Origin of the sequence: Bacillus sp. NMTD17 (assembly GCF_002998735.1) — a bacterium.
Lineage (GTDB): Bacteria > Bacillota > Bacilli > Bacillales > Bacillaceae > Bacillus.
The window spans coordinates 490,154-509,259 of record NZ_PVRH01000003.1; the positions used below are offsets into that span (position 1 = coordinate 490,154).

16 protein-coding genes and 1 pseudogene are annotated in these 19,106 nt (G+C 42.0%); 12 read left to right on the forward strand and 5 right to left on the reverse strand.

The features are described 5' to 3' along the window. Window positions 1-8: 8 nt before the first annotated feature. Entirely contained in the window at window positions 9-1,943 is a 1,935-nt protein-coding gene (locus C6347_RS12185) for an AMP-binding protein (RefSeq protein WP_106071676.1), read from the forward strand. 29 nt (window positions 1,944-1,972) lie between these two features. Here the strand turns inward: C6347_RS12185 and cysI are convergent, their stop codons facing one another. Beyond that, complete coding sequence (gene cysI / locus C6347_RS12190) at window positions 1,973-3,691, reverse strand: assimilatory sulfite reductase (NADPH) hemoprotein subunit (protein WP_106071677.1); 1,719 nt, start codon at window positions 3,689-3,691, stop codon at window positions 1,973-1,975. A 37-nt stretch (window positions 3,692-3,728) separates the two neighbouring features. Continuing rightward, window positions 3,729-5,549 (reverse strand): assimilatory sulfite reductase (NADPH) flavoprotein subunit, encoded by a 1,821-nt coding sequence (locus tag C6347_RS12195; RefSeq protein WP_106071678.1) that lies wholly within the window; start codon window positions 5,547-5,549, stop codon window positions 3,729-3,731. Between the two features lie 180 nt (window positions 5,550-5,729). On the opposite strand from C6347_RS12195, the gene C6347_RS12200 reads away from it, so the two are divergent. Further along, entirely contained in the window at window positions 5,730-6,404 is a 675-nt protein-coding gene (locus C6347_RS12200; RefSeq protein ID WP_106071679.1) for a hypothetical protein, read from the forward strand. 180 nt (window positions 6,405-6,584) lie between these two features. Here C6347_RS12200 and C6347_RS12205 read toward each other — a convergent pair whose 3' ends face one another. Beyond that, entirely contained in the window at window positions 6,585-8,012 is a 1,428-nt protein-coding gene (locus C6347_RS12205) for an aldehyde dehydrogenase family protein (RefSeq protein WP_066030817.1), read from the reverse strand. 211 nt (window positions 8,013-8,223) lie between these two features. Here C6347_RS12205 and C6347_RS12210 point away from each other — a divergent pair, with 211 nt between their 5' ends. Genes C6347_RS12210 through C6347_RS12220 form a run of 3 tightly spaced genes read left to right on the forward strand, consistent with a single transcriptional unit; the run spans window position 8,224 to window position 9,850 of the window. Further along, entirely contained in the window at window positions 8,224-8,649 is a 426-nt protein-coding gene (locus tag C6347_RS12210; protein ID WP_060596692.1) for a DMT family transporter, read from the forward strand. Between the two features lie 13 nt (window positions 8,650-8,662). Further along, complete coding sequence (locus C6347_RS12215; protein ID WP_066030818.1) at window positions 8,663-9,343, forward strand: Crp/Fnr family transcriptional regulator; 681 nt, start codon at window positions 8,663-8,665, stop codon at window positions 9,341-9,343. 21 nt (window positions 9,344-9,364) lie between these two features. Further along, a complete protein-coding gene (locus tag C6347_RS12220) occupies window positions 9,365-9,850 on the forward strand; it encodes a DMT family transporter (protein WP_066030819.1) in 486 nt (161 codons plus the stop codon). A 10-nt stretch (window positions 9,851-9,860) separates the two neighbouring features. Here C6347_RS12220 and C6347_RS12225 read toward each other — a convergent pair whose 3' ends face one another. Continuing rightward, complete coding sequence (locus tag C6347_RS12225; protein ID WP_060596476.1) at window positions 9,861-11,267, reverse strand: phospholipase D-like domain-containing protein; 1,407 nt, start codon at window positions 11,265-11,267, stop codon at window positions 9,861-9,863. A gap of 159 nt (window positions 11,268-11,426) precedes the next feature. Here C6347_RS12225 and C6347_RS12230 point away from each other — a divergent pair, with 159 nt between their 5' ends. The 5 genes from C6347_RS12230 (at window position 11,427) to C6347_RS12250 (ending at window position 16,023) form a co-directional block, all read left to right on the forward strand. Further along, on the forward strand, window positions 11,427-12,203 hold the full coding sequence (locus C6347_RS12230) for a MurR/RpiR family transcriptional regulator (protein ID WP_066030821.1): 777 nt from the start codon (window positions 11,427-11,429) through the stop codon (window positions 12,201-12,203). A 130-nt stretch (window positions 12,204-12,333) separates the two neighbouring features. Continuing rightward, complete coding sequence (gene pfkB / locus C6347_RS12235; RefSeq protein WP_060596475.1) at window positions 12,334-13,248, forward strand: 1-phosphofructokinase; 915 nt, start codon at window positions 12,334-12,336, stop codon at window positions 13,246-13,248. Between the two features lie 13 nt (window positions 13,249-13,261). Next, window positions 13,262-14,677, forward strand: coding sequence for a PTS fructose transporter subunit IIC (locus C6347_RS12240; protein WP_066030822.1), 1,416 nt, complete (start codon window positions 13,262-13,264; stop codon window positions 14,675-14,677). Window positions 14,678-14,692: 15 nt separating this feature from the next. Beyond that, the gene (locus C6347_RS12245) at window positions 14,693-15,151 is read left to right on the forward strand and encodes a PTS sugar transporter subunit IIA (RefSeq protein ID WP_106037277.1); all 459 of its coding nucleotides are present in this window, start codon (window positions 14,693-14,695) and stop codon (window positions 15,149-15,151) included. A gap of 2 nt (window positions 15,152-15,153) precedes the next feature. Continuing rightward, a complete protein-coding gene (locus tag C6347_RS12250; RefSeq protein ID WP_034660835.1) occupies window positions 15,154-16,023 on the forward strand; it encodes a class II fructose-bisphosphate aldolase in 870 nt (289 codons plus the stop codon). Here C6347_RS12250 and C6347_RS12255 read toward each other — a convergent pair. Next, window positions 16,017-17,583, reverse strand: a pseudogene (locus tag C6347_RS12255) (MDR family MFS transporter). The gene C6347_RS12250 and the pseudogene C6347_RS12255 sit on opposite strands and share 7 nt — an antisense overlap. 169 nt (window positions 17,584-17,752) lie before the next feature. Here C6347_RS12255 and C6347_RS12260 point away from each other — a divergent pair. Together C6347_RS12260 and C6347_RS12265 are read left to right on the forward strand one after the other, a co-directional pair. After that, window positions 17,753-18,172, forward strand: coding sequence for a MarR family winged helix-turn-helix transcriptional regulator (locus C6347_RS12260; protein WP_223250451.1), 420 nt, complete (start codon window positions 17,753-17,755; stop codon window positions 18,170-18,172). A 487-nt stretch (window positions 18,173-18,659) separates the two neighbouring features. Beyond that, window positions 18,660-18,935 (forward strand): DUF3986 family protein, encoded by a 276-nt coding sequence (locus C6347_RS12265; RefSeq protein WP_223250439.1) that lies wholly within the window; start codon window positions 18,660-18,662, stop codon window positions 18,933-18,935. Window positions 18,936-19,106: the final 171 nt, after the last annotated feature.

Here is a 19,106-nt window from a genome sequence, read left to right on the forward strand (position 1 = left end):
GCATCCTTATGATGAACCTGAAACCAGCATGGGTACCGGAAGAGCAGAAGGTCAAACATACACGTCTTTACAAATGGATGCACTCACTTGGTTTTTCTACTTATGATGCATTCTACAAAGCTAGTATCGAGCGTACCGATTGGTTTTGGAGAGAAGCTGAAAAGGCGGTCGGCATCAAGTGGAAGGTGCCGTATGAAGCCGCATTAGGTCAAGATTCATTCATGTGGCCGAAGTGGTATAAAGGCGGTCAACTAAACGTGACCGAAACCGCCGTGGACAAATGGGCAGAGAACGAAGAGACCCAGCATCAGCCAGCCGTGATTTGGAGAAATGAAGTTGGGGCAGAGAGGAAATGGACGTATCTCGACCTTCAGGAAAAGGTTAATCGCCTCGCTGCTGGTTTTTTGAAGAATGGGCTTCAAAAAGGAGATGTAGCGGTCATTTATATGCCAATGCTTCCTGAAACGGTTGCCGTCATGCTAGCCTTTGCAAAAATTGGTGTCATCTTTAGCCCCGTCTTCTCCGGCTATGGAAGCGAGCCTCTTGCCGTGCGTATTCGTGCATCAGGTGCATCCATTGTCGTCACAGGCTCCGACATGACGCGACGCGGGAAGACGATCAATATGCGGGAATGTGCGGCAGATGCGATTCACAAAACAGACACTGTCAAAACCGTCATTGTACACAATTCCTCTGATACTGAATATGAAGGAGTTATCAGGCTAAACGATTTGTTAAAAGAAGATCCGATAAGTGAAACGACCTATCTCACAAATGAAGAGCCTCTCATGATCTTATACACTTCTGGAACAACCGGTACGCCAAAAGGAGCTGTCCATACACACGCAGGCTTCCCTGTAAAAGCTGCTTTTGACGCCGGTCTTTGTATGGACGTTGCAAAAGGAGACCGTTTGTTTTGGCTCACAGACATGGGCTGGATGATGGGGCCATTTCTCGTCTTTGGCGGCTTGATCAATGGAGCTGCAATCGTTTTATATGACGGTGCACCCGATTATCCAGATGAACAGCACCTCTGGTCATTCATCCACGAGCAAAAAGTCACCCATTTTGGACTTTCACCTACTTTTGTTCGGTCTGCAATGCAGCAAAACCTTTCAGGTATTCAGCTGCCGCATGTCAAAGCCATCATTTCTACAGGTGAACCGTGGAATGAAGCACCATGGCAATGGCTTTTTGACAAGATCGGTCAAAAGCATATTCCGATCCTAAATTATTCAGGGGGAACAGAGGTCTCTGGCGGAATTGTAGGAAGTACGCTGCTTCGCCCAATCAAACCAGTTCTTTTTAATGCGGCGATCTTAGGAATGGCGGCAGATGTGTATAATGAAGCAGGTCAGAGCGTCATAAATGAAGTAGGAGAACTTGTTTTGAAAAAACCATGGGTCGGCATGACATGTGGTTTTTGGAAAGATCCGGGGCGATATGAAGACACGTATTTCAGACGATTTGATGGGGTGTGGACACATGGTGATTGGGTGATGCAATCAGCGGATGGCACATTCCATATCACGGGCAGATCAGATGATGTCATTAATACAGCAGGAAAACGTGTCGGTCCAGCAGAAATTGAATCCATTCTTGTCAGTCATCCAGCTGTACATGAGGCAGCTGTAATTGGGGTAAAGGATGAGGTGAAAGGGGAGGCACTCGTGTGCTTCATCGTGACTAGCTCACAATCTTGTGACGAAGCAAAACTGATTCGAGAGCTCAAAACACATGTTGGTTCATACGCGGGAAAAGCGCTCATGCCAAAGGAAATTCATCTCATTTCAGCTTTACCGAAAACAAGAAACGGAAAAATCGTCCGGCGTTTATTAAAAGGAGCCTATGAACAGCAGCATTCACTAGATCTTTCTTCTTTAGAAAACCCTCATGTGTACAAAAGCATTTGCGAATACTTGAAACGGAAACAGAATCCATAAAAAAAGACAGGAGAGTGTCCTGTCTTTTTTTATTGCACATGAAAATTCGTACCATCTGTTGTTTCTTTGACAATCCCTGCCCGAACGACAAAATCACCGAAATGTTCTTGGTCTTCTCGTTCTTTTGCATAGCGAGGGAGCAGAGAGCCAAGCTCGTTTAAAATGTCTTCCTCACCAACATTTTCACGGTACAGCTTACTTAATCTGCTGCCATCAAACGCAGCGCCAAGATACATGTTGTATTTGCCAGGTGATTTGCCGATAAAGCCAATTTCACCTAGCGCATGGCGGGCACATCCATTTGGACATCCAGTCATTCGAATCGTGATTTCTTTATCACTTAAGCCATTTTCTTCAACAATCTCTTCAATTCGGTCAATCAAGCGTGGAAGGTAGCGTTCTGCTTCTGCCATCGCTAAGCCGCATGTTGGAAGAGAAACACAGGCCATTGAACTGCGGCGGAGTGCAGAGTGCTGCTGGCCATCTGATAAACCGAACTCCTGAATGAGCTGCTCGATTTGTTTCTTTTTATGAGAAGTGACATTTCCAATGATCAAATTTTGATTCGCTGTTAAGCGGAAGTCACCTGTATGAATCTTTGCAATTTCCCGAATACCTGTCATCAGCGGGTAGTCATCGTAATCCGTGATGCGGCCGCCTTCTACAAACATCGTATAATGCCATCTGCCATTGATGCCTTTTACCCAGCCATAGCGGTCTCCGTTATGATCAAAGTGATAATCTTTTGCGTCTAAAAGGGCAAACCCAAGGCGTCGTTCAAGCTCTTCTTTTACATTCTCAAGACCGAGGCGGTCCACTGTATATTTAAAGCGGGCATTTTTTCGCACGGAACGGTTTCCGTAGTCTCGCTGAATGGTAATCACTCTTTTGGCAATCTCTACAACTTGATCCGGTGTACAAAAGCCAATCACCTTTGCCAGCTGAGGGTAGGTTGCTGTATCACCATGCGTCATGCCCATTCCGCCGCCAATCGCGACATTAAAGCCGACTAATTGATCATTTTCAATAATCGCGATGAAGCCTAAATCCTGCGAAAAAACATCAATATCGTTAGCAGGAGGGACCGCCACACCAATCTTGAATTTTCTTGGCAAATAAAGCGGGCCATACATCGGCTCAACCTCTGTATCAGGCGTTGCCGCTACCTTTTCCTCATCAAGCCAAATTTCATGATACGCTCTCGTTTGCGGAAGCAGGTCATCACTTAATTTTTTGGCCAGCTCGTATACATCATGGTGCACTTCTGATTGATAGGGGTTTGATGTACACATGACATTCCGGTTCACGTCGCCGCAAGCAGCGATTGTATCTAGCATAGTAGAATGGATGTCTTGAATGGTCTTTTTCATGTTCCATTTTAAAATACCGTGAAGCTGAAAGGTTTCACGAGTAGTCAGCTTTAACGTACCGTTTCCGTATTTGTGAGCAAGCTCATCCATCACTAGCCACTGCTTAGATGTGGCGATTCCGCCAGGCAGGCGTACGCGCAGCATAAATTGATAGGCTGGCTCAAGCTTTTGTTTTTGCCGTTCATTTCTGAGGTCTCGATCATCCTGTAAGTAGCTGCCGTGATGCTTCATCAGGCGGTTGTCATCATCAGGAATTCCCGCTGAAATCGGATCAAGCATCACTTCTTTTAACGTACCCCGTAAATAATCACTTTTTTCTTTGATTTCCTCTACGTCGCTCGGAGGTCCATCCGGCGCTGTTAATGCTGTCTTCACCATGTAAGTAAAAGCTCCTTTCTTTCAAGCATCAAATCAATCAATATACGTCACGCTGATAGCGTTTTTGCTGCTGCAAATTGGCTAAATAGCTTTCTGCTTTCTCTTTGCTCATCGCACCTTCTTCTTGGATGATCGATAGAAGGGTACTATGAACATCATGCGCCATATGTTTTTCATCTCCGCAGACATATACATAGGCACCTTGCTCCAGCCATTCGAATAATTCTTTACTTTGTTTCTTCATTTGGTGCTGGACATATACCTTTTCCTCTGAATCTCTTGAAAAAGCCACGTCCATTTTCGTTAAGACACCATCTTTTAACCACTTTTGCCATTCAGTTTGATATAAGAAATCCGTCACAAAGTGCTGATCACCGAAGAATAGCCATGACTTTCCGTTTGCACCGATTTCTTCTCGTTCCTGCATAAACGAACGGAAAGGAGCGATACCTGTGCCTGGTCCCACCATAATGATCGGTGCATCAGGGTTTTCAGGAAGCTTAAAGTTTTGGTTGTGCTGGATATAAACAGGCAGTGTATCACCTGGCTCTAAGCGCTCCGCACATAAGATGGAGCAGACACCTTGGCGTTCTCTCCCGTGTGCATCATATCTCACAGCACCTATTGTCAAATGAACTTCTTCTTCATTGGCTTTCAGGCTGCTTGCAATCGAATAAAGGCGTGCAGGGATTTTTCTTAAAATAGCGGTGAAATCTGCGGCTGTTCCTTCAAAAGGACCAAAATCGCGCGCAGCATCTACTAGATCTCTTCCTGCTATATACGCTTTTAACTTTTCTTCATTCCCTTCTTCTAAAAGGGCATGGAGGGCTTCACTTTTTGTAAAGTCCGCCATCTTTTGAAGAAGGGGTTTTGTTAATACTGTAATCTCAAAGTGCGAGGTGAGTGCTTCTTTCAAAAGAAGAGTGTCGCCGTTTTTATGCACGGTTACGGCTTCCTCTGCATTCCATCCGCATGTCGTGAGCAGTTCATCAACAAGCGCAGGATCATTTGTTGGATAAATACCAAGGCTGTCACCCGGCTCATAAACAAGTCCTGATCCTTCAAGAGAGAGCTCCAAATGGCGGGTTTCTTTGTTAGAGCCGCGGCCATTTAGGTTGATATTTTCAAGAACTTCCGCATAAAAAGGATTCGTTCTTGAATATTCAGAAGCTGCTGTTTGGTTGTTTGCTCCTGCTGATTCTTGCGGGAATGCTGCGGCTTCACCTTCGCTAAGTGCCGATGTCACCCCTTGAAGCCATTCAGAAAACGGCTCATCATAATCAAGGTCACAATCCACTCGGCCTATAAGGCGCGTTCCGCCAAGTTCTTTGAAGCGCTCATCAAATTCTTTTCCAGTCTGACAGAAGAATTCGTAAGAGCTGTCGCCAAGCGAAAGAACAGAAAAGCTTAAATGATCGAGCTTTGACGCACGTCTACCATGGACATATTCATGGAAAGAAAGGGCATTATCAGGCGGATCTCCCTCGCCATGTGTGCTGACGATCATCAGTAAATTGTGTATTTTTTTCAGATTATTTGGTTTAAAATCTGACATAGAAGAGAGCGTCACTTGAAAACCTTTCTCCTCGAGATGCTGCGCTGTCTTTTTCGCTAATCCTTCAGAATTGCCTGTTTGCGAGCCATAAAGTACGGTCACATCTTTACTGACAGGCTGCGCAGGGGCTGCGGCAGAAGGAGTAGGGGCCAGAGCGGCCGTTTCTGATCCGGCTAGAGCTGCCTGTGCTGATAAATAACCGGTAAACCAAATTTTTTGTTGATCTGTTAAAGTCGGAAGCAGCTGATTAAGCAAGTCTGCCTGCTGCTGACTAAAAGGACTGTTCAATACATGAAGTTGCAACGATATCCACCTCACAAGAAATATAAACATAGATTAATTCGATAGGAATTATATATATAGGTTCAATTTGAACTTTACCGAAAGTTTGCCATTAAGTAAAATATATAATATTGATTGTCATGATTAAGATTTCTAATAGCTTTATATGGTGAAATGAATTTGTTTAGTCAAGGAGGTAATATGAGTATTATTAGAGATTTAGAAGATCCAAAAGTTAAGTTTAAATTAGCAAAGAATGTGTCTATCTATAGAAAGGAATTAGAAAAATTAAATCTGAGTCAAGTTTCAGATTTGCGAATTTATGCGAAAGATAAGTACGAAAGAGCTGCCAATTTTTCTACAAAAGCTTCAGTTATTACAATAACAATTGTGCCAATATTTTTATTTTTGAACTCTTACTTTAATTCATATTTTAATTTTGGTTTAAATTTTATTTCTAGAAAATACAATTCTAACGATTCGAAATTACTAGATAACTCACATGAGCAGCAGAATGATTTTGATAAACTTTCAATCAATATATTTGATACTTATTTATATTTTGCTTCAAGTATTTTAATATTTGTTTTTATTGTTCTTCTCATTAGAAGGTTTGATGTTTCCAAAACAAATAAACTTTTCAATTTAATTGATGAAATATATGTCATGAAATTAAATCGAGAGGAAAAATTCCAAGAGGATTATAAACAATTGCAAAAGATCAGAGCTATGAATTGGAAAGTAATCTCTTTTGGTTATTATTCTGATCGTTTAGAGATTTTGATGAAATCTCCAAATCGAAAAGAAGCTGAATTTTTTATGTTCTATGAATTAGACCATATTAAAGAAGTTGAAGTAATTTTGAGAATTAGTTAAAAATTGATTTCACGATTATTCATTAAATAATACTCTTCTTATTGATAAGTAATTTCAAGATCTAATCATCATGGATAAGAATAAATAGAGGAGTATGAGCAGTTCTTAAAATTCGAACTGAGTTCTTATTATTAAATAAAAAAAAGGAGAAAAACCTTAAGGTTTTTCCCCTTTCGTAAATTATGCCGTTGGAAGTCCCATCACAGCTTTCACTTCTAAATATTCCTCGATGCCGAAGTCTCCCCATTCTCTTCCGATACCAGATTGCTTAAAGCCGCCAAATGGGGCAAAGTAATCTGTTTCGGCATTGTTAATGGTGATTTGGCCAGCACGGATATGTTCAGCTACATATTTTAAAGTTTTTTCATCTTTTCCAACAACATACCCGGCAAGGCCATAAACCGTATCATTGGCGATGTCAAGGGCATGATCTAGGTCCTGATACGTAATCACACTCATGACCGGTCCGAAGATTTCTTCTTGCGCAATGGTCATATCATTTTTCACATTGGTGAAAATGGTATGCTTGGCGAAATATCCTTTATCGATTCCGTCCGGCTTTCCAGTTCCCCCTGCAAGCAGAGTAGCACCTTCATCAATTCCTTTTTCAATATAAGATTGCACGGTATCCCATTGTTTCTTGGAGACAAGCGGGCCTGTGGCGTGATCTTCTCTCGGATCACCAACTGTAAACTTCGGCAGGGCATTCAGCAGCGCTTTTTCAAACTTGTCTTTCATTGATTCTGGAATAAGCACACGCGTAGCTGCAGAACACACTTGACCTGTATTCATCGCAATATGATGAATGGCGGTTTCTGCTGCCTCATCCACATCTGCATCATCTAAAACAATAAGAGGGGATTTCCCGCCAAGCTCAAGAGCCACTTTCTTCACATTGTCCGCGGCGTTTTCCATAATTTTCGAGCCGACAGCACCTGATCCAGTAAATGAAACAAAGTCAATATCAGGATGTGAGCTAATACCGTCACCAATCACGTCACCAGTTCCGTTTACTAAGTTGAAGACTCCTTTCGGTACGCCTGCTTCATCAATGATTTCTGCAAGAATCATCGCAGCAAAAGGTGTAATTTCCGCTGGCTTTAAGACAACTGGTGAGCCTGCCGCAATGGCACCCGCAATTTTAAGAGATGTTTGATTCGTTGGGAAGTTCCACGGTGTAATCAATCCGCTGACGCCAATCGCTTCTTTTATAATGGTATGTCCGCCGCGGTCCTCGGTAAATGTATAAGATTTAAGTGCTTCCGCTGCTTTAGAAAAATGTTCATAGCCCATTGTGTAATGAACTTCTTCTGATACTTTCAGCGGTGCACCGAGCTCTTGTGTCATCACTTCTACAAGTTCATCCTTGCGTTTTTCGTACCCGCGCACAATGTTTTCCAGCATCTTCACGCGTTCATTTCGAGATGTTTTCGAGAAAGAAGGGAAGGCGGCACGAGCTGCTTTCACTGCCTTATCTAAATCTTCTTTTGTTCCTAAGCTAATGGTGCCAATGACTTCTTCTGTCGCAGGGTTGATGACCTCTGTCTTTTCGTTTCCTGTTGAAGCAATCCATTCTCCGTTAATAAAATGTTTCTCTTGATTTCTCATTCTGACATGTCTCCTTTTTATATGTGATTCATTCAATATTCTGTTTTCAGCTGATATAAAACTGTACCCACTGTGAAAAATCTAAAACGAAGAAACTGCAAAAGAAAAAGTTTCTGATATAATACGCAAAGTGGGACATATGTCCTTTTCAATAGATGGGCATGTATCATTTAATGGAACTAGACTGAAAAAAGAAGGAGAATTTGAACGAATGAAAGGTGTTATTTTCGCTTTATTAGGAGGCGCTTGCATTACACTGCAAGGCGTGGCCAACGCAAGAATCAGCCAGGATATCGGCACATGGCAGGCAGCAACTATCACACAGCTAACCGGTTTTATCATCTCGCTTGTCATCTTACTGATCGTTCGAGACGGGCACTTCAGGGAATATCAAAAGGTGCGGCCACTTTATTTAATAGGCGGCGCATTTGCAGCCATTATTATTTTTAATGAAGTCACCGCGATTCAAATGATCGGTGTCACACTCACCATCGCAGCGTTACTTATTGCACAGCTTGCTTTTACCTTTGCAATCGATGCAAAAGGATGGTTTGGTGTACAGAAGAAGAAAATGAAATGGCCTCATTATGCAGGAATTTTACTGATGGTCGCAGGCGTGATCATTTTAAAGCTATAAAGGAGGGCGTCAGATGGAGGAGCTTTATGATGAATCTCTTTTTGCCTCATATATGAAGGCACATCAATTAGAAAACGTCTTTCATCAAAAGCTCATATCACACGTGAGCTTGTGGCGCTATGAGCAGGGTGAGCTCGTTTGTTCAAAAGGGGATAAGAGGGAGTACCTGTACTTGTTAGTGAAAGGAAAATTAAAGATTTTCACGACCACAAAGGAAGGGAAGACCTTTATTCTTAGCTTTAAACATCCCCTTGAAGCGATTGGAGATATTGAATACGTTCAGCAGACGGATATGGTCAATACAGTCGAAGCTGTCACAGAAGTACATATGCTAAGGGTTTCTCATCAAGCGCTCATGCGCCATGCGAAGGATGACCCACGCGTGTTAACCTTTCTGCTAAAAGGCATCACAAACAAATTTTATACAAAATCAAACGATTTGAGTTTCCACCTTTTATATCCTGTGGAGGTCAGGCTTGCAAGCTACTTATTGTCTGTTGTGACAAATGATGACAGCGCGAGCGCCCTTCGTCTCACTGATGCGGCAAGCTTAATCGGTACAAGCTATCGTCATATTAACCGGGTCATTCAGCAATTCTGTGAAAAAGGGCTGATAGAGAGGCGTAGAGGAGAGATTACGATTTGTGACCGGAAAGGGCTCCTAGAAATAGCAGAGCACAATATTTATGAATAGAAGAAATGAAGGGATTTATATATGATCATAGGAATACTATTAGCTATCACTGCTGGCGCACTCGTCAGCTTACAAACCATTTTTAACAGTAAGGTCAATGAGCATACAGGCTCTTGGTCAACTACAACCCTCGTTCTTGGAATGGGCTTTATTGCTTCACTCCTGATGGGTCTCTTACTAGAGGGAACTGGCATGTTTCAATTAAGACATATGGAAGCTTGGTACTGGATCAGCGGAGCCATTGGGGTAGGAGTGGTCATTTGTCTTGTTCAGAGTATCAAACGTCTTGGACCGACTTATGGCATCTCGATTGTCCTCACGTCACAGCTGGGCTGCGCTCTTTTGTTTGATTCGCTTGGCTGGCTTGGGTTAGAAAAAGTGGCATTTTCTTTTACAAAACTATTAGGTGTCATTGTGATTGTTGCTGGGATCTTAGTGTTTAAATTGACCAAATTGGAGTCAGCAGAAAAAGATCAACCGCAAGAAAAAGGGCTGCCACAAGAGTAGCCGCCCTTTTTTAAATCAATCGCCGCCATAATACCGTTATCGCGGATAATCCATTTAAAAGGAGCCTTTTCATCAAAGGCTTTTTTTTCTGCCCATATGCGCTCGCATGATAGGCTGTTCGGTCTTTAGCAACGAGATTACTGTAGGCGATTTTTCGTTCGATTGCCTGTGTAAGTGATAACGCAAACGGGGCACTGTCAATCACCAAAATCGACTCTGTGTTTAAAAAACTAGACCTCGCATCTAAGTTATATGTCCCAATAATACTCAAGTAATCATCAATCACCATTGATTTCCCATGAATGGAATAGGGACCTTCATATTCATACAAATGAACGCCTGTTTTCATCAGTTCCTTTTTCGTGCTTAAATATCCAGCAAAGGCTAACGGATTTGGTGTCGCTGTAAGAGAATTCGTGACCATTGTCGTTTGAATCTCACTACCTAAGGGGGTGAGTCCGGCTTTCATTGGGCGTGTTGGGATGACATAAGGCGTTTGTATAAGCACAGAACGCTTTGCCCGGTGCGCAAGATCGTTCAGTTTTTTCAGCACAAGCGGCCGCTTATTGAAGCGTTCCACAGGATTTGTGAAAAAGGCAATCTGTTTCACTGAAGTGGCATCTGCTGCCCAATCAAAGGAGGACATCACAAAAGGTTCTTTTGTGCGCACTGCTTCTTGATAGGATCTGAGCAGCTGTTTTCTAAGCTTTAACCCTTTTTTCGCTTTTGGCTTGGAGAACACATCTTTTGTTCTTTTCGTAAAATCATGATTCCATAGATAAACGAAATATTGCTCCATTTCATCTAATACTTTTCCCTTTTTGGCGTTATAGAGCAGCACATCGCGGTCAAAAGCAAAGTCTTTCGGCGGCTGATCTGCAAAGTATTTATCACCGATATTTCTTCCGCCCATCACAGCCACTCGACCATCTGCTAGTAGCAGCTTATCGTGAAGCCGATTATGCCACGTCCATGGCTTGAACAAACGAAAGGGCTCATAAAAACGAATCGACATGTTCGGATGATTTGCCACCGCATAGCGCAAATGCTTCAGCGGCCCGCGCAAACTGTGACAAATGCCATCTAACAACACCTGGACTTTCACACCTCGATCAGCTGCTTCAATTAAAGCACCTAGTACCCATTCGGCTGTTTTTCCCTTTTGAATGGAATAGTAACTGAGACGGATCACCTTCTTTGCCTCACGAATCATTTGGATTCTAACCTGACCAGATTCAAACCCATCGTCAAGAAGCATCACTTGATTTGTCCCCTGATCGTCTCCTGAGATAGAAGAGGCTTTATAAATACAATGTTCTTTGCATGTTTTTCGTATCGGTAAATAAAACAAAACAAATGCGGTCAAAAATACATAGACGACATAGAGAAGGATGAGAAAAAACAAGAGATGAAGCATAGGTATCAGCTCCTTTCACACAGACACAACTTTTCCTTAGTGTATGTCAAAAATCAAATTTCACTCATTTTGGCTTTCCATCAAAATATATGACAAAAGAATCACCTTGTTTTTATTGGGTATTTAATTATAGTATGAAATGAGTAAGGGGGAATCGAATTGAATGAACCACTATTTAACATTCCAAGCGATGTGTATCAAACGTTAAGTGAAACAGAACGTTATTTACTCCATTATATTCACCAGCATCTAGAGGATATCTCCACCTTATCCATCGTCACATTAAGTGAAAGAGCGAATGTGTCGACAGCCACAATTGTCAGATTGATGAAAAAAATTGGTTACAACGGCTATACCTCCTTTAAGTATCGATTGAAACAAGAAAAGAAAATGACCGATGCAAGTGATCAGCTAAAAAACATCGATGAAGACATCAAACTAGCGATTCGGAAAAATGAAGAAGAGGTTTTAAAGACGATTCAGCTGCAAAGTATTGGGCAAATTGAAGATGCCGTTCAAAAAATACATAATGCGGACAAAATTTATATTTTCGGCAGAGGGTTCTCAGAGATGATTGCTAAAGAAATGACCATCAAATTACAGCTCATCGGAAAAACATGCGAAGTACACGACGACCCGAATATCATTCGGCTGAAATCACGAGATATTGGTAAAAATGAACTTGCGATCTTTGTTTCATTAAATGGCGAAACAGCAGAGCTCGTTGAAGCGTGTCAAAATCTCAGCATGAAGCAAGTCACAACCATTACCGTCACGACAAGAATAGATTCTACATTAAGCAAAATATCAGATATGACTCTAGTCGGATATAAAGGCGAACAATCTTTCTTCCCAGATTATGAAGTCAGATCGCGCCTGTCTCTTCATGTCATTGCCCGCATTTTACTAGATGCCTATGTGATCCGAATGAAATAACCGCTTAAGAAGCCTTCGAGACTTTGATCTGGAAGGCTTTTTATCATGAAAACCTTTACACAATCTGAAAACATTTTCACTCCATCGTATGAGATACTTTCTTTAGAGAAAAGAAAGAAGGTGAAACCAATTGATTTATACCTGCACCTTAAATCCTGCTATTGACCTATATATTGCATTAAAAGAAATGAGGGCAAATGCAGTCAACCGCACAGAAGATGAAGACTATCAGCCGAATGGCAAAGGAGTCAATGTCTCCATTATGCTAAAGAAATATGGATTCACCAGCACTGCATTAGGATTTATTGCTGGGTTTTCAGGCTCTTATATTGAACAATCCTTAAAGGACCTTTCCATTCAAACCGATTTTATCTCGGTTGAAGGAATTACACGCATTAATGTTTTTATTAATACGACAGAAGAATACAAGCTCGTGAACCAAGGACCTGCGATTGAAGCAAAATCGCTTCACGCCTTTCGTGAAAAAATAGCGGCCATCCCGCAGGGGGGCATCCTTATCATGTCAGGCAGCCTGCCAAAGGGCGTACCCGCCAGCATTTTTTCAGAAGTAGCAGCTATTTGTCATCAGCACAACGTTAAGTTTATTTTAGACACAAGCTCCGCAGCAGTTCTTGAGACGCTTCAATACAAGCCGTATTTATTAAAACCGAATGAAGAAGAAATCGCTGCTTTTTTCGGCAAAATACATCCTATGTCAGAAAAAGAACTCATTCAATCAGGAGAAAAACTCATTGAGATGGGTGCAGAGCAAGTGCTTATTTCCCGCGGAGGAGAAGGGGCTTTGTTCATTACGAAAGACGTCATCTTAAAAGGAAACGCACCGACAGGCACTGTGGTAAACACAGCTTGTTCTGGAGATGCAATGCTCGCAGCCTTTCTTAGTAAACAGCTTGAAGGTCATTCACCTGAAGAATGCTTACGTTACGGCATTGCAACGGGCGCATCTACTGCATTTTCTAAAGGCTTAAGTGATTTACATGACATTCATTCATTAATTGAGCAAGTACACATTCACAAGATATAAGGGGGAATCAGATATGAGCCGTAAAAAAATTGTCGCTGCAACTGGCTGTCCAACAGGCATTGCACACACGTTTATGGCAGCTGAGGCATTAAAAATAGCTGCTGAGCAATTAGGGGTCGACATCAAAGTCGAAACGCATGGTCAAGTAGGAATTGAAAACGCTTTAACCGATCAAGACATTCTGGAGGCCGATGGGGTCATTGTCGCAGCTGACAAAGATGTGAATACAGATCGTTTTCACGGCAAACCACTGATTGAAGTGCCTGTAGCGAAAGGCATCCGCACGCCAGAAGAACTGATCCAAGGCATTATCAATGGAGATGCACCCGTTCATCAAGTGAAAGGAAGGGCTCCTGGGACGGAGAAAACATCTGCTCCTTCATCCTCTCAACAAAAGACGACGAATAAATGGATACACACGATCTACAAACATTTAATGAACGGTGTATCACACATGCTTCCATTTGTCGTTGGAGGCGGAGTCTTAATTGCTATTTCTTTTCTATTCGGTATTTACTCAGCTGATCCTCAGCATGAAACGTATCATCCGTTTGCTGCCTATTTAAAAAGCATTGGTGGACTCGGCTTTAGCTTAATGGTGCCTATTTTAGCAGCATTTATCGCTGATTCAATCGCCAGACGCCCAGGGATGGTTGTCGGATTTATCGGCGGCCTGCTTGCAAACGACGGTGGCGCTGGATTCTTAGGTGGTATTATCGCAGGTTTTGCAGCAGGATATATCATCGTATTCCTTCAATTCCTGCTTCAAAAATTACCTGCATCACTTGACGGTTTAAAATCAATCTTCATCTATCCTGTTATCGGTATTTTCTTGATTGGAGCTGTGATGACACCACTATTAGTTCCGATCACAGGCCTAAATAATTCATTAATGGATTTTCTCTCAGCTGTTCAATCCACGAACCCGCTGCTCTTAGGTTTAATTGTTGGCGCGATGTGTGGATTTGATATGGGAGGTCCTTTTAACAAAGCAGCCTATGTCACAGGAACGGCTTTACTTGCACAAGGCAACCTTTACTTCATGGCAGGTGTGTCCGCAGCATGTATCACACCGCCGCTTATCATTGCGATTGCCACAACGATTTTCAGAAAACATTTCACACCGCAGGAACGAAATGCAGGGGCAATCAACTATATTCTAGGGGCGACACATATTACAGAAGGTGCCATCCCATTTGCGGCAAAAAACCCGATCGTTGTCCTGCCAATTATCATGTTTGGCTCAGCCATCTCTGCTATATTGACGTATCTATTTGGCGTACAGGTTCCAGCTCCGCATGGTGGATTCCTTGTCCTTCCAGTCGTCACAGGTGCATTTCAGTGGGTACTATCCATACTGATCGGATCACTTGTAGGTGCCATTCTATACGGACTTTACCGTAAAAAAATAGACAAACCCGCAGTTTAATAGGGAGGAAGAGAAATGATGGAACATATCTATATGAATCTTCATGAAACAGCTTCTTCACAGGCTGGCGTTTTCACAGCCATTGCTGACATTGCCTACAAAGCAGGTATTTGTACATCAGCAGAGGATGTCAAAAAAGGCTTAGCTGAAAGGGAAGCACTGAGCACGACTGGATTTCAAGATGGATTTGCCATTCCACATACACAAACAGAAGCCATCACAAAACCAGCACTCGTGATCGTCCGCACGGAAACAGGCATTGAATGGGACGCTTTTGATGGGAAGCCATGCTTTTTCTTCTTATCCTTACTGATCCCCAAAAATGAAGCGGGCACCACTCATCTAAAGGCTCTTTCTGCCCTTTCACGAGGATTAATGGATGAAGCGAAACGACAAAAGCTACTGGAAACAAGAACAAATGAAGACATGCTTACTGTTTTAGAAACAGATATTTTAACGAGAGAGGATGTTTGATCATGCCTTTACTTTCAACAACACCGATGCTTGAGGCTGCGAAAAAAGAAAAATACGGAATCGTTGCATTCAATGTACATTCCTTTGACAGTATTTATTGGGTGCTCGAAACGGCCGCAGAATTAAAATCACCTGTCATTTTGCAAACAACGGTTGGAACGGTTCAATCACTTGGAGCAAAAGCGATTGCAGATACAGTCAAAGCGGCGGCTGATCAATATCAAATCCCAATCGGTCTGCACCTTGATCACTGCACGGACTTTGATGTGATTCTCACCTGTATTCGAGCGGGATATACATCCGTCATGATCGATGCATCCATGCATTCATATGAAGAAAATGTACGCCGCACAAAAGAAGTCGTAGACCTCGCGTTAAAAGTAGGGGTGAACGTCGAAGCAGAATTAGGCAAGGTAGGCGGCGTAGAGGATGATATCGTCGTCGATGAAAAGGATGCTGAAAAAGCCATTCCATCAGAATGCCGTCAATTTGTAGAAGAAACTGGGGTACCTACTTTAGCGCCTGCGATTGGTACCGCTCACGGCATTTATAAAGGGGTACCGGATATTGACTTTGACCGCATTGAACAAATTGCAGCGCTGGTCGATGTTCCCCTTGTGCTGCACGGTGGTTCCGCTGTACCGGATGAGGACGTCAGACGATGTGTAGCACTTGGTATGGCAAAGGTCAATGTCTCTACTGAATTGAAAAATGCGTACTCTGAAGCCATCCGTGATCATTTCTCAAACGAACCTGAAAGCTTAGATCCACGTATGTATTTACAAAAAGCAAAACAAGCAGCAAAAGACATGGTCACATCGAAAATACGGATCGTTGGCAGTGAGGGCAAAGCCCATCCTCTATATCAGTGAAACAAAAAAGCAGAGCCGCTAAGGCTCTGCTTTTTCACATTATTCGCTTTCTTTCATTTCATTTGATGTGCGTACTCGTGCATTTCCCATAAATAGGACCGTAATCGCTGCAAGGGCAATAGGGAATAACGCAATCAAAAATACGTACGTAATGCTTTGTGACATCGCATCGATGACTTTATTTAAAATATCAGGCGGAATTTGTGAGCGAGCACCTTCTTGAAAAATGGCTTGTGGATCGCCTATTTGAGAAGGGGCTCCTTTTATTCCGCTAAAGGCATCTGCTAAGCGATTCGTTAGGACATTGGTTTGAATCGTCCCAAAAATCGTGACACCAAGCGTCATCCCAAGTGATCTCATAAATGAATTGGTTGAGTTTGCACTGCCTCGGTAACGAGGGGCAAGATCATTCATTGAAGCTGAAGGCAGAAGAGAGAAGCTAAAGCCGACGCCAAAGCCTGATATCATCATAAAGAGTGTAAGCCACAGTCTAGCTGTATCTGGTGACATATTGGCAAGAAGCAGCATCCCAGCAAAAAATGAAATAACAGAGATCGTCATAAGACGTCTGAAAGGCACTTTCGTCTGCATCGTTCCGCCAATCATACTGCCAATCACAGATCCTATCATCATCGGTGTTAAAATAAACCCTGCACTTGTCGCAGATTCACCATACACCGCTTGCACGAAAATAGGAATAAAGACGGCAAGAATAATAAATGTCCCCCCATATAAAAACGCCAATATTTGAGATGTCGCAAATAAACGATTTTTAAACATCCAAAAAGAAATAATCGGTTCCTCCGCTTTACGCTCAACAATAAAGAAGATGGTACCAAACACAAGAAACACGGCAAAAAGTGTGAGGATTTGCACCGAATCCCACGCATAAGATTTACCGCCAAGCTCAAGTGCGAACATTAAGCTCACAACTGCCACGACAAGTGTAATAGCACCTGACCAGTCAATTTTTTGCTTGCGATGTTCCAGCGATTCATGATAGTATCTGGCGATCAAGAACACACTAACAATACCGATTGGCACGTTAATATAGAAAACCCAATGCCAGCCGATCGAATCTGTGATAATAGCTCCTAACAGTGGTCCTAGTACACTCGATAAACCAAATACTGCACCAAACATACCGGACATTTTTCCGCGCTTTTCAGGCGGGAAGATATCAAAGATGATCGTAAACGCGATCGGAAGAAGGGCACCGCCTCCAAGCCCTTGAATGGCCCGGTAAATAATGAGCTGATCCATCGTTTGTGCGATACCGCACAGCGCTGATCCAATTAAAAAGAAAATAAGTCCAAACAGAAAAAAACGCTTTCGACCATACATATCAGAAAGCTTTCCGTAAATCGGCATTCCAGCCATCACTGCCACCATATAAGAAGCCGTCACCCAAGCAAATTTATCAAAACTGCCCAAATCTGCTACGATGCTTCCCATCGCTGTTGCAACAATGGTATTGTCCATCGCTGCCATAAAAATCCCTAACAGCAAACCGATGACAACAAAGCGAGTGGATGCCTTGCCTTTATCCACATGATTCATTTCATTTACCTCCTGCTTACGTTCTCTTCTTATTTTTGCTATGATCAACTTAACCATAAGTAAGAGAACATTTATCTTGATGATCAAGATAAATTGATTTTAAAGGGAGGAGAACAAGTTGTCAATAAAGAACGAGACTGAAGACAGAGCAGACCTGATCATACATACAATGAGGCGCCTCGCCACACGAACGGTTTTATTCCATCAAGCGGCCGCGCAATCGCTCGGCCTTTTCCCAACAGACCTCAAATCAGCCGATTTATTAAACGAACTCGGTCCTCTCACAGCAGGAGAATTAAGTGAAAAAACAGGTCTTAGCTCAGGTGCGGTCACAGCTCTTATTGATCGCCTTGAAAAAGCGGGCTACGTCAAAAGAGAAAAAGACCCAAAAGACAAACGAAGAGTTATCATCGTTCCATTAACGGCAGGGAAATCACAGGTAAAAGAACTTTTCCAATCCTTATCGGCATCAACTAAACAGCTCACAAACGAATACAAACGAGAAGAATTAGACTTAATCATTCAATTTATTAACGAAGCAGCAGATATTATGGACCAAGAGCTGCAATTGCTTAAGTCTAAATCGTAAGAAGGCGCACTGATGCGGGTGTGCTTTTTTATGGAAAAATGGACTCAAAGGCTGCACGCTGTTTTTGAAGATGGTTTAGCTGAAAGTATAACTGATGATAAGAGGAGGACTGAGCTGTCAAAGATAACTATCTTGGGCTGAAAACATAGATGAGGCTCTGACTGAAGCTGATCTGAAGGCTTTGATTATTTGTCTTTAGATTTAAGGGACGAACATCTCTTTTTGAAATTCTAACTACAAAGAAAATTGAAAGCACATAGAGTTGGGAAGAGTAAAACTCCTAATCTTAGACGGAGTTAACCACAAAGCCTATTTATCAGACATTCCTGATTACGGAAAGACTAGTATTCATTCAAAAAACGGAGTACCTATAAGGATACAATATGATTAAGGATATAAAATAACATGAGTATTGTTATAATATACCTTATCACGTTCCACCTAATCTAAAAGATCATCATGTTATTTTCTAAAGGAGAGATCAACGTTGCTTAACTTAGACGATACAATGCATTTGCATGTAGGCTATTATGAAAATGATTCAGATTATGAAGGTGTGTTTTTTAAAAGTTTAGATTCAGGGAAATGGTTATTGTTTTTTGATCAAGAAAGCTATGGTATAAAACTTAAACAAAAATATGAAAAATATGATGATTTTGGTTTGTTGGTTGGAGAGTATAATATTGATGATGAATATATTGAGGATAAAGGGGATGAATTGTTCGAACGGTTTCTAAAAGAAAACGGTATTATTAAAGCATAGTGTTTTTGTGGGATACGTTACAATAAAACAACAGGATATAGAAGAAGACAGCTTTATCTGTTTGAAAACGTTTATGTAGACTTTAAAACTTTTGTTGAGGAATATATTTATTACGAAGGCGATGCGTTTTGGGAATAATATAAAAAAAGTGTCCATGTTTATGGGCACTTT

Bases quoted from the DNA above. Each gene is read 5' to 3' on its own strand.
- C6347_RS12185 (WP_106071676.1), top strand. From the start codon at position 9: ATGATGAACCTGAAACCAGCATGGGTACCGGAAGAGCAGAAGGTCAAA.
- cysI (WP_106071677.1), bottom strand. From the start codon at position 3,691: ATGGTGAAGACAGCATTAACAGCGCCGGATGGACCTCCGAGCGACGTA.
- C6347_RS12200 (WP_106071679.1), top strand. From the start codon at position 5,730: ATGAGTATTATTAGAGATTTAGAAGATCCAAAAGTTAAGTTTAAATTA.
- C6347_RS12205 (WP_066030817.1), bottom strand. From the start codon at position 8,012: ATGAGAAATCAAGAGAAACATTTTATTAACGGAGAATGGATTGCTTCA.
- C6347_RS12210 (WP_060596692.1), top strand. From the start codon at position 8,224: ATGAAAGGTGTTATTTTCGCTTTATTAGGAGGCGCTTGCATTACACTG.
- C6347_RS12215 (WP_066030818.1), top strand. From the start codon at position 8,663: ATGGAGGAGCTTTATGATGAATCTCTTTTTGCCTCATATATGAAGGCA.
- C6347_RS12220 (WP_066030819.1), top strand. From the start codon at position 9,365: ATGATCATAGGAATACTATTAGCTATCACTGCTGGCGCACTCGTCAGC.
- C6347_RS12225 (WP_060596476.1), bottom strand. From the start codon at position 11,267: ATGCTTCATCTCTTGTTTTTTCTCATCCTTCTCTATGTCGTCTATGTA.
- C6347_RS12240 (WP_066030822.1), top strand. From the start codon at position 13,262: ATGAGCCGTAAAAAAATTGTCGCTGCAACTGGCTGTCCAACAGGCATT.
- C6347_RS12245 (WP_106037277.1), top strand. From the start codon at position 14,693: ATGATGGAACATATCTATATGAATCTTCATGAAACAGCTTCTTCACAG.
- C6347_RS12250 (WP_034660835.1), top strand. From the start codon at position 15,154: ATGCCTTTACTTTCAACAACACCGATGCTTGAGGCTGCGAAAAAAGAA.
- C6347_RS12260 (WP_223250451.1), top strand. From the start codon at position 17,753: ATGAGGCGCCTCGCCACACGAACGGTTTTATTCCATCAAGCGGCCGCG.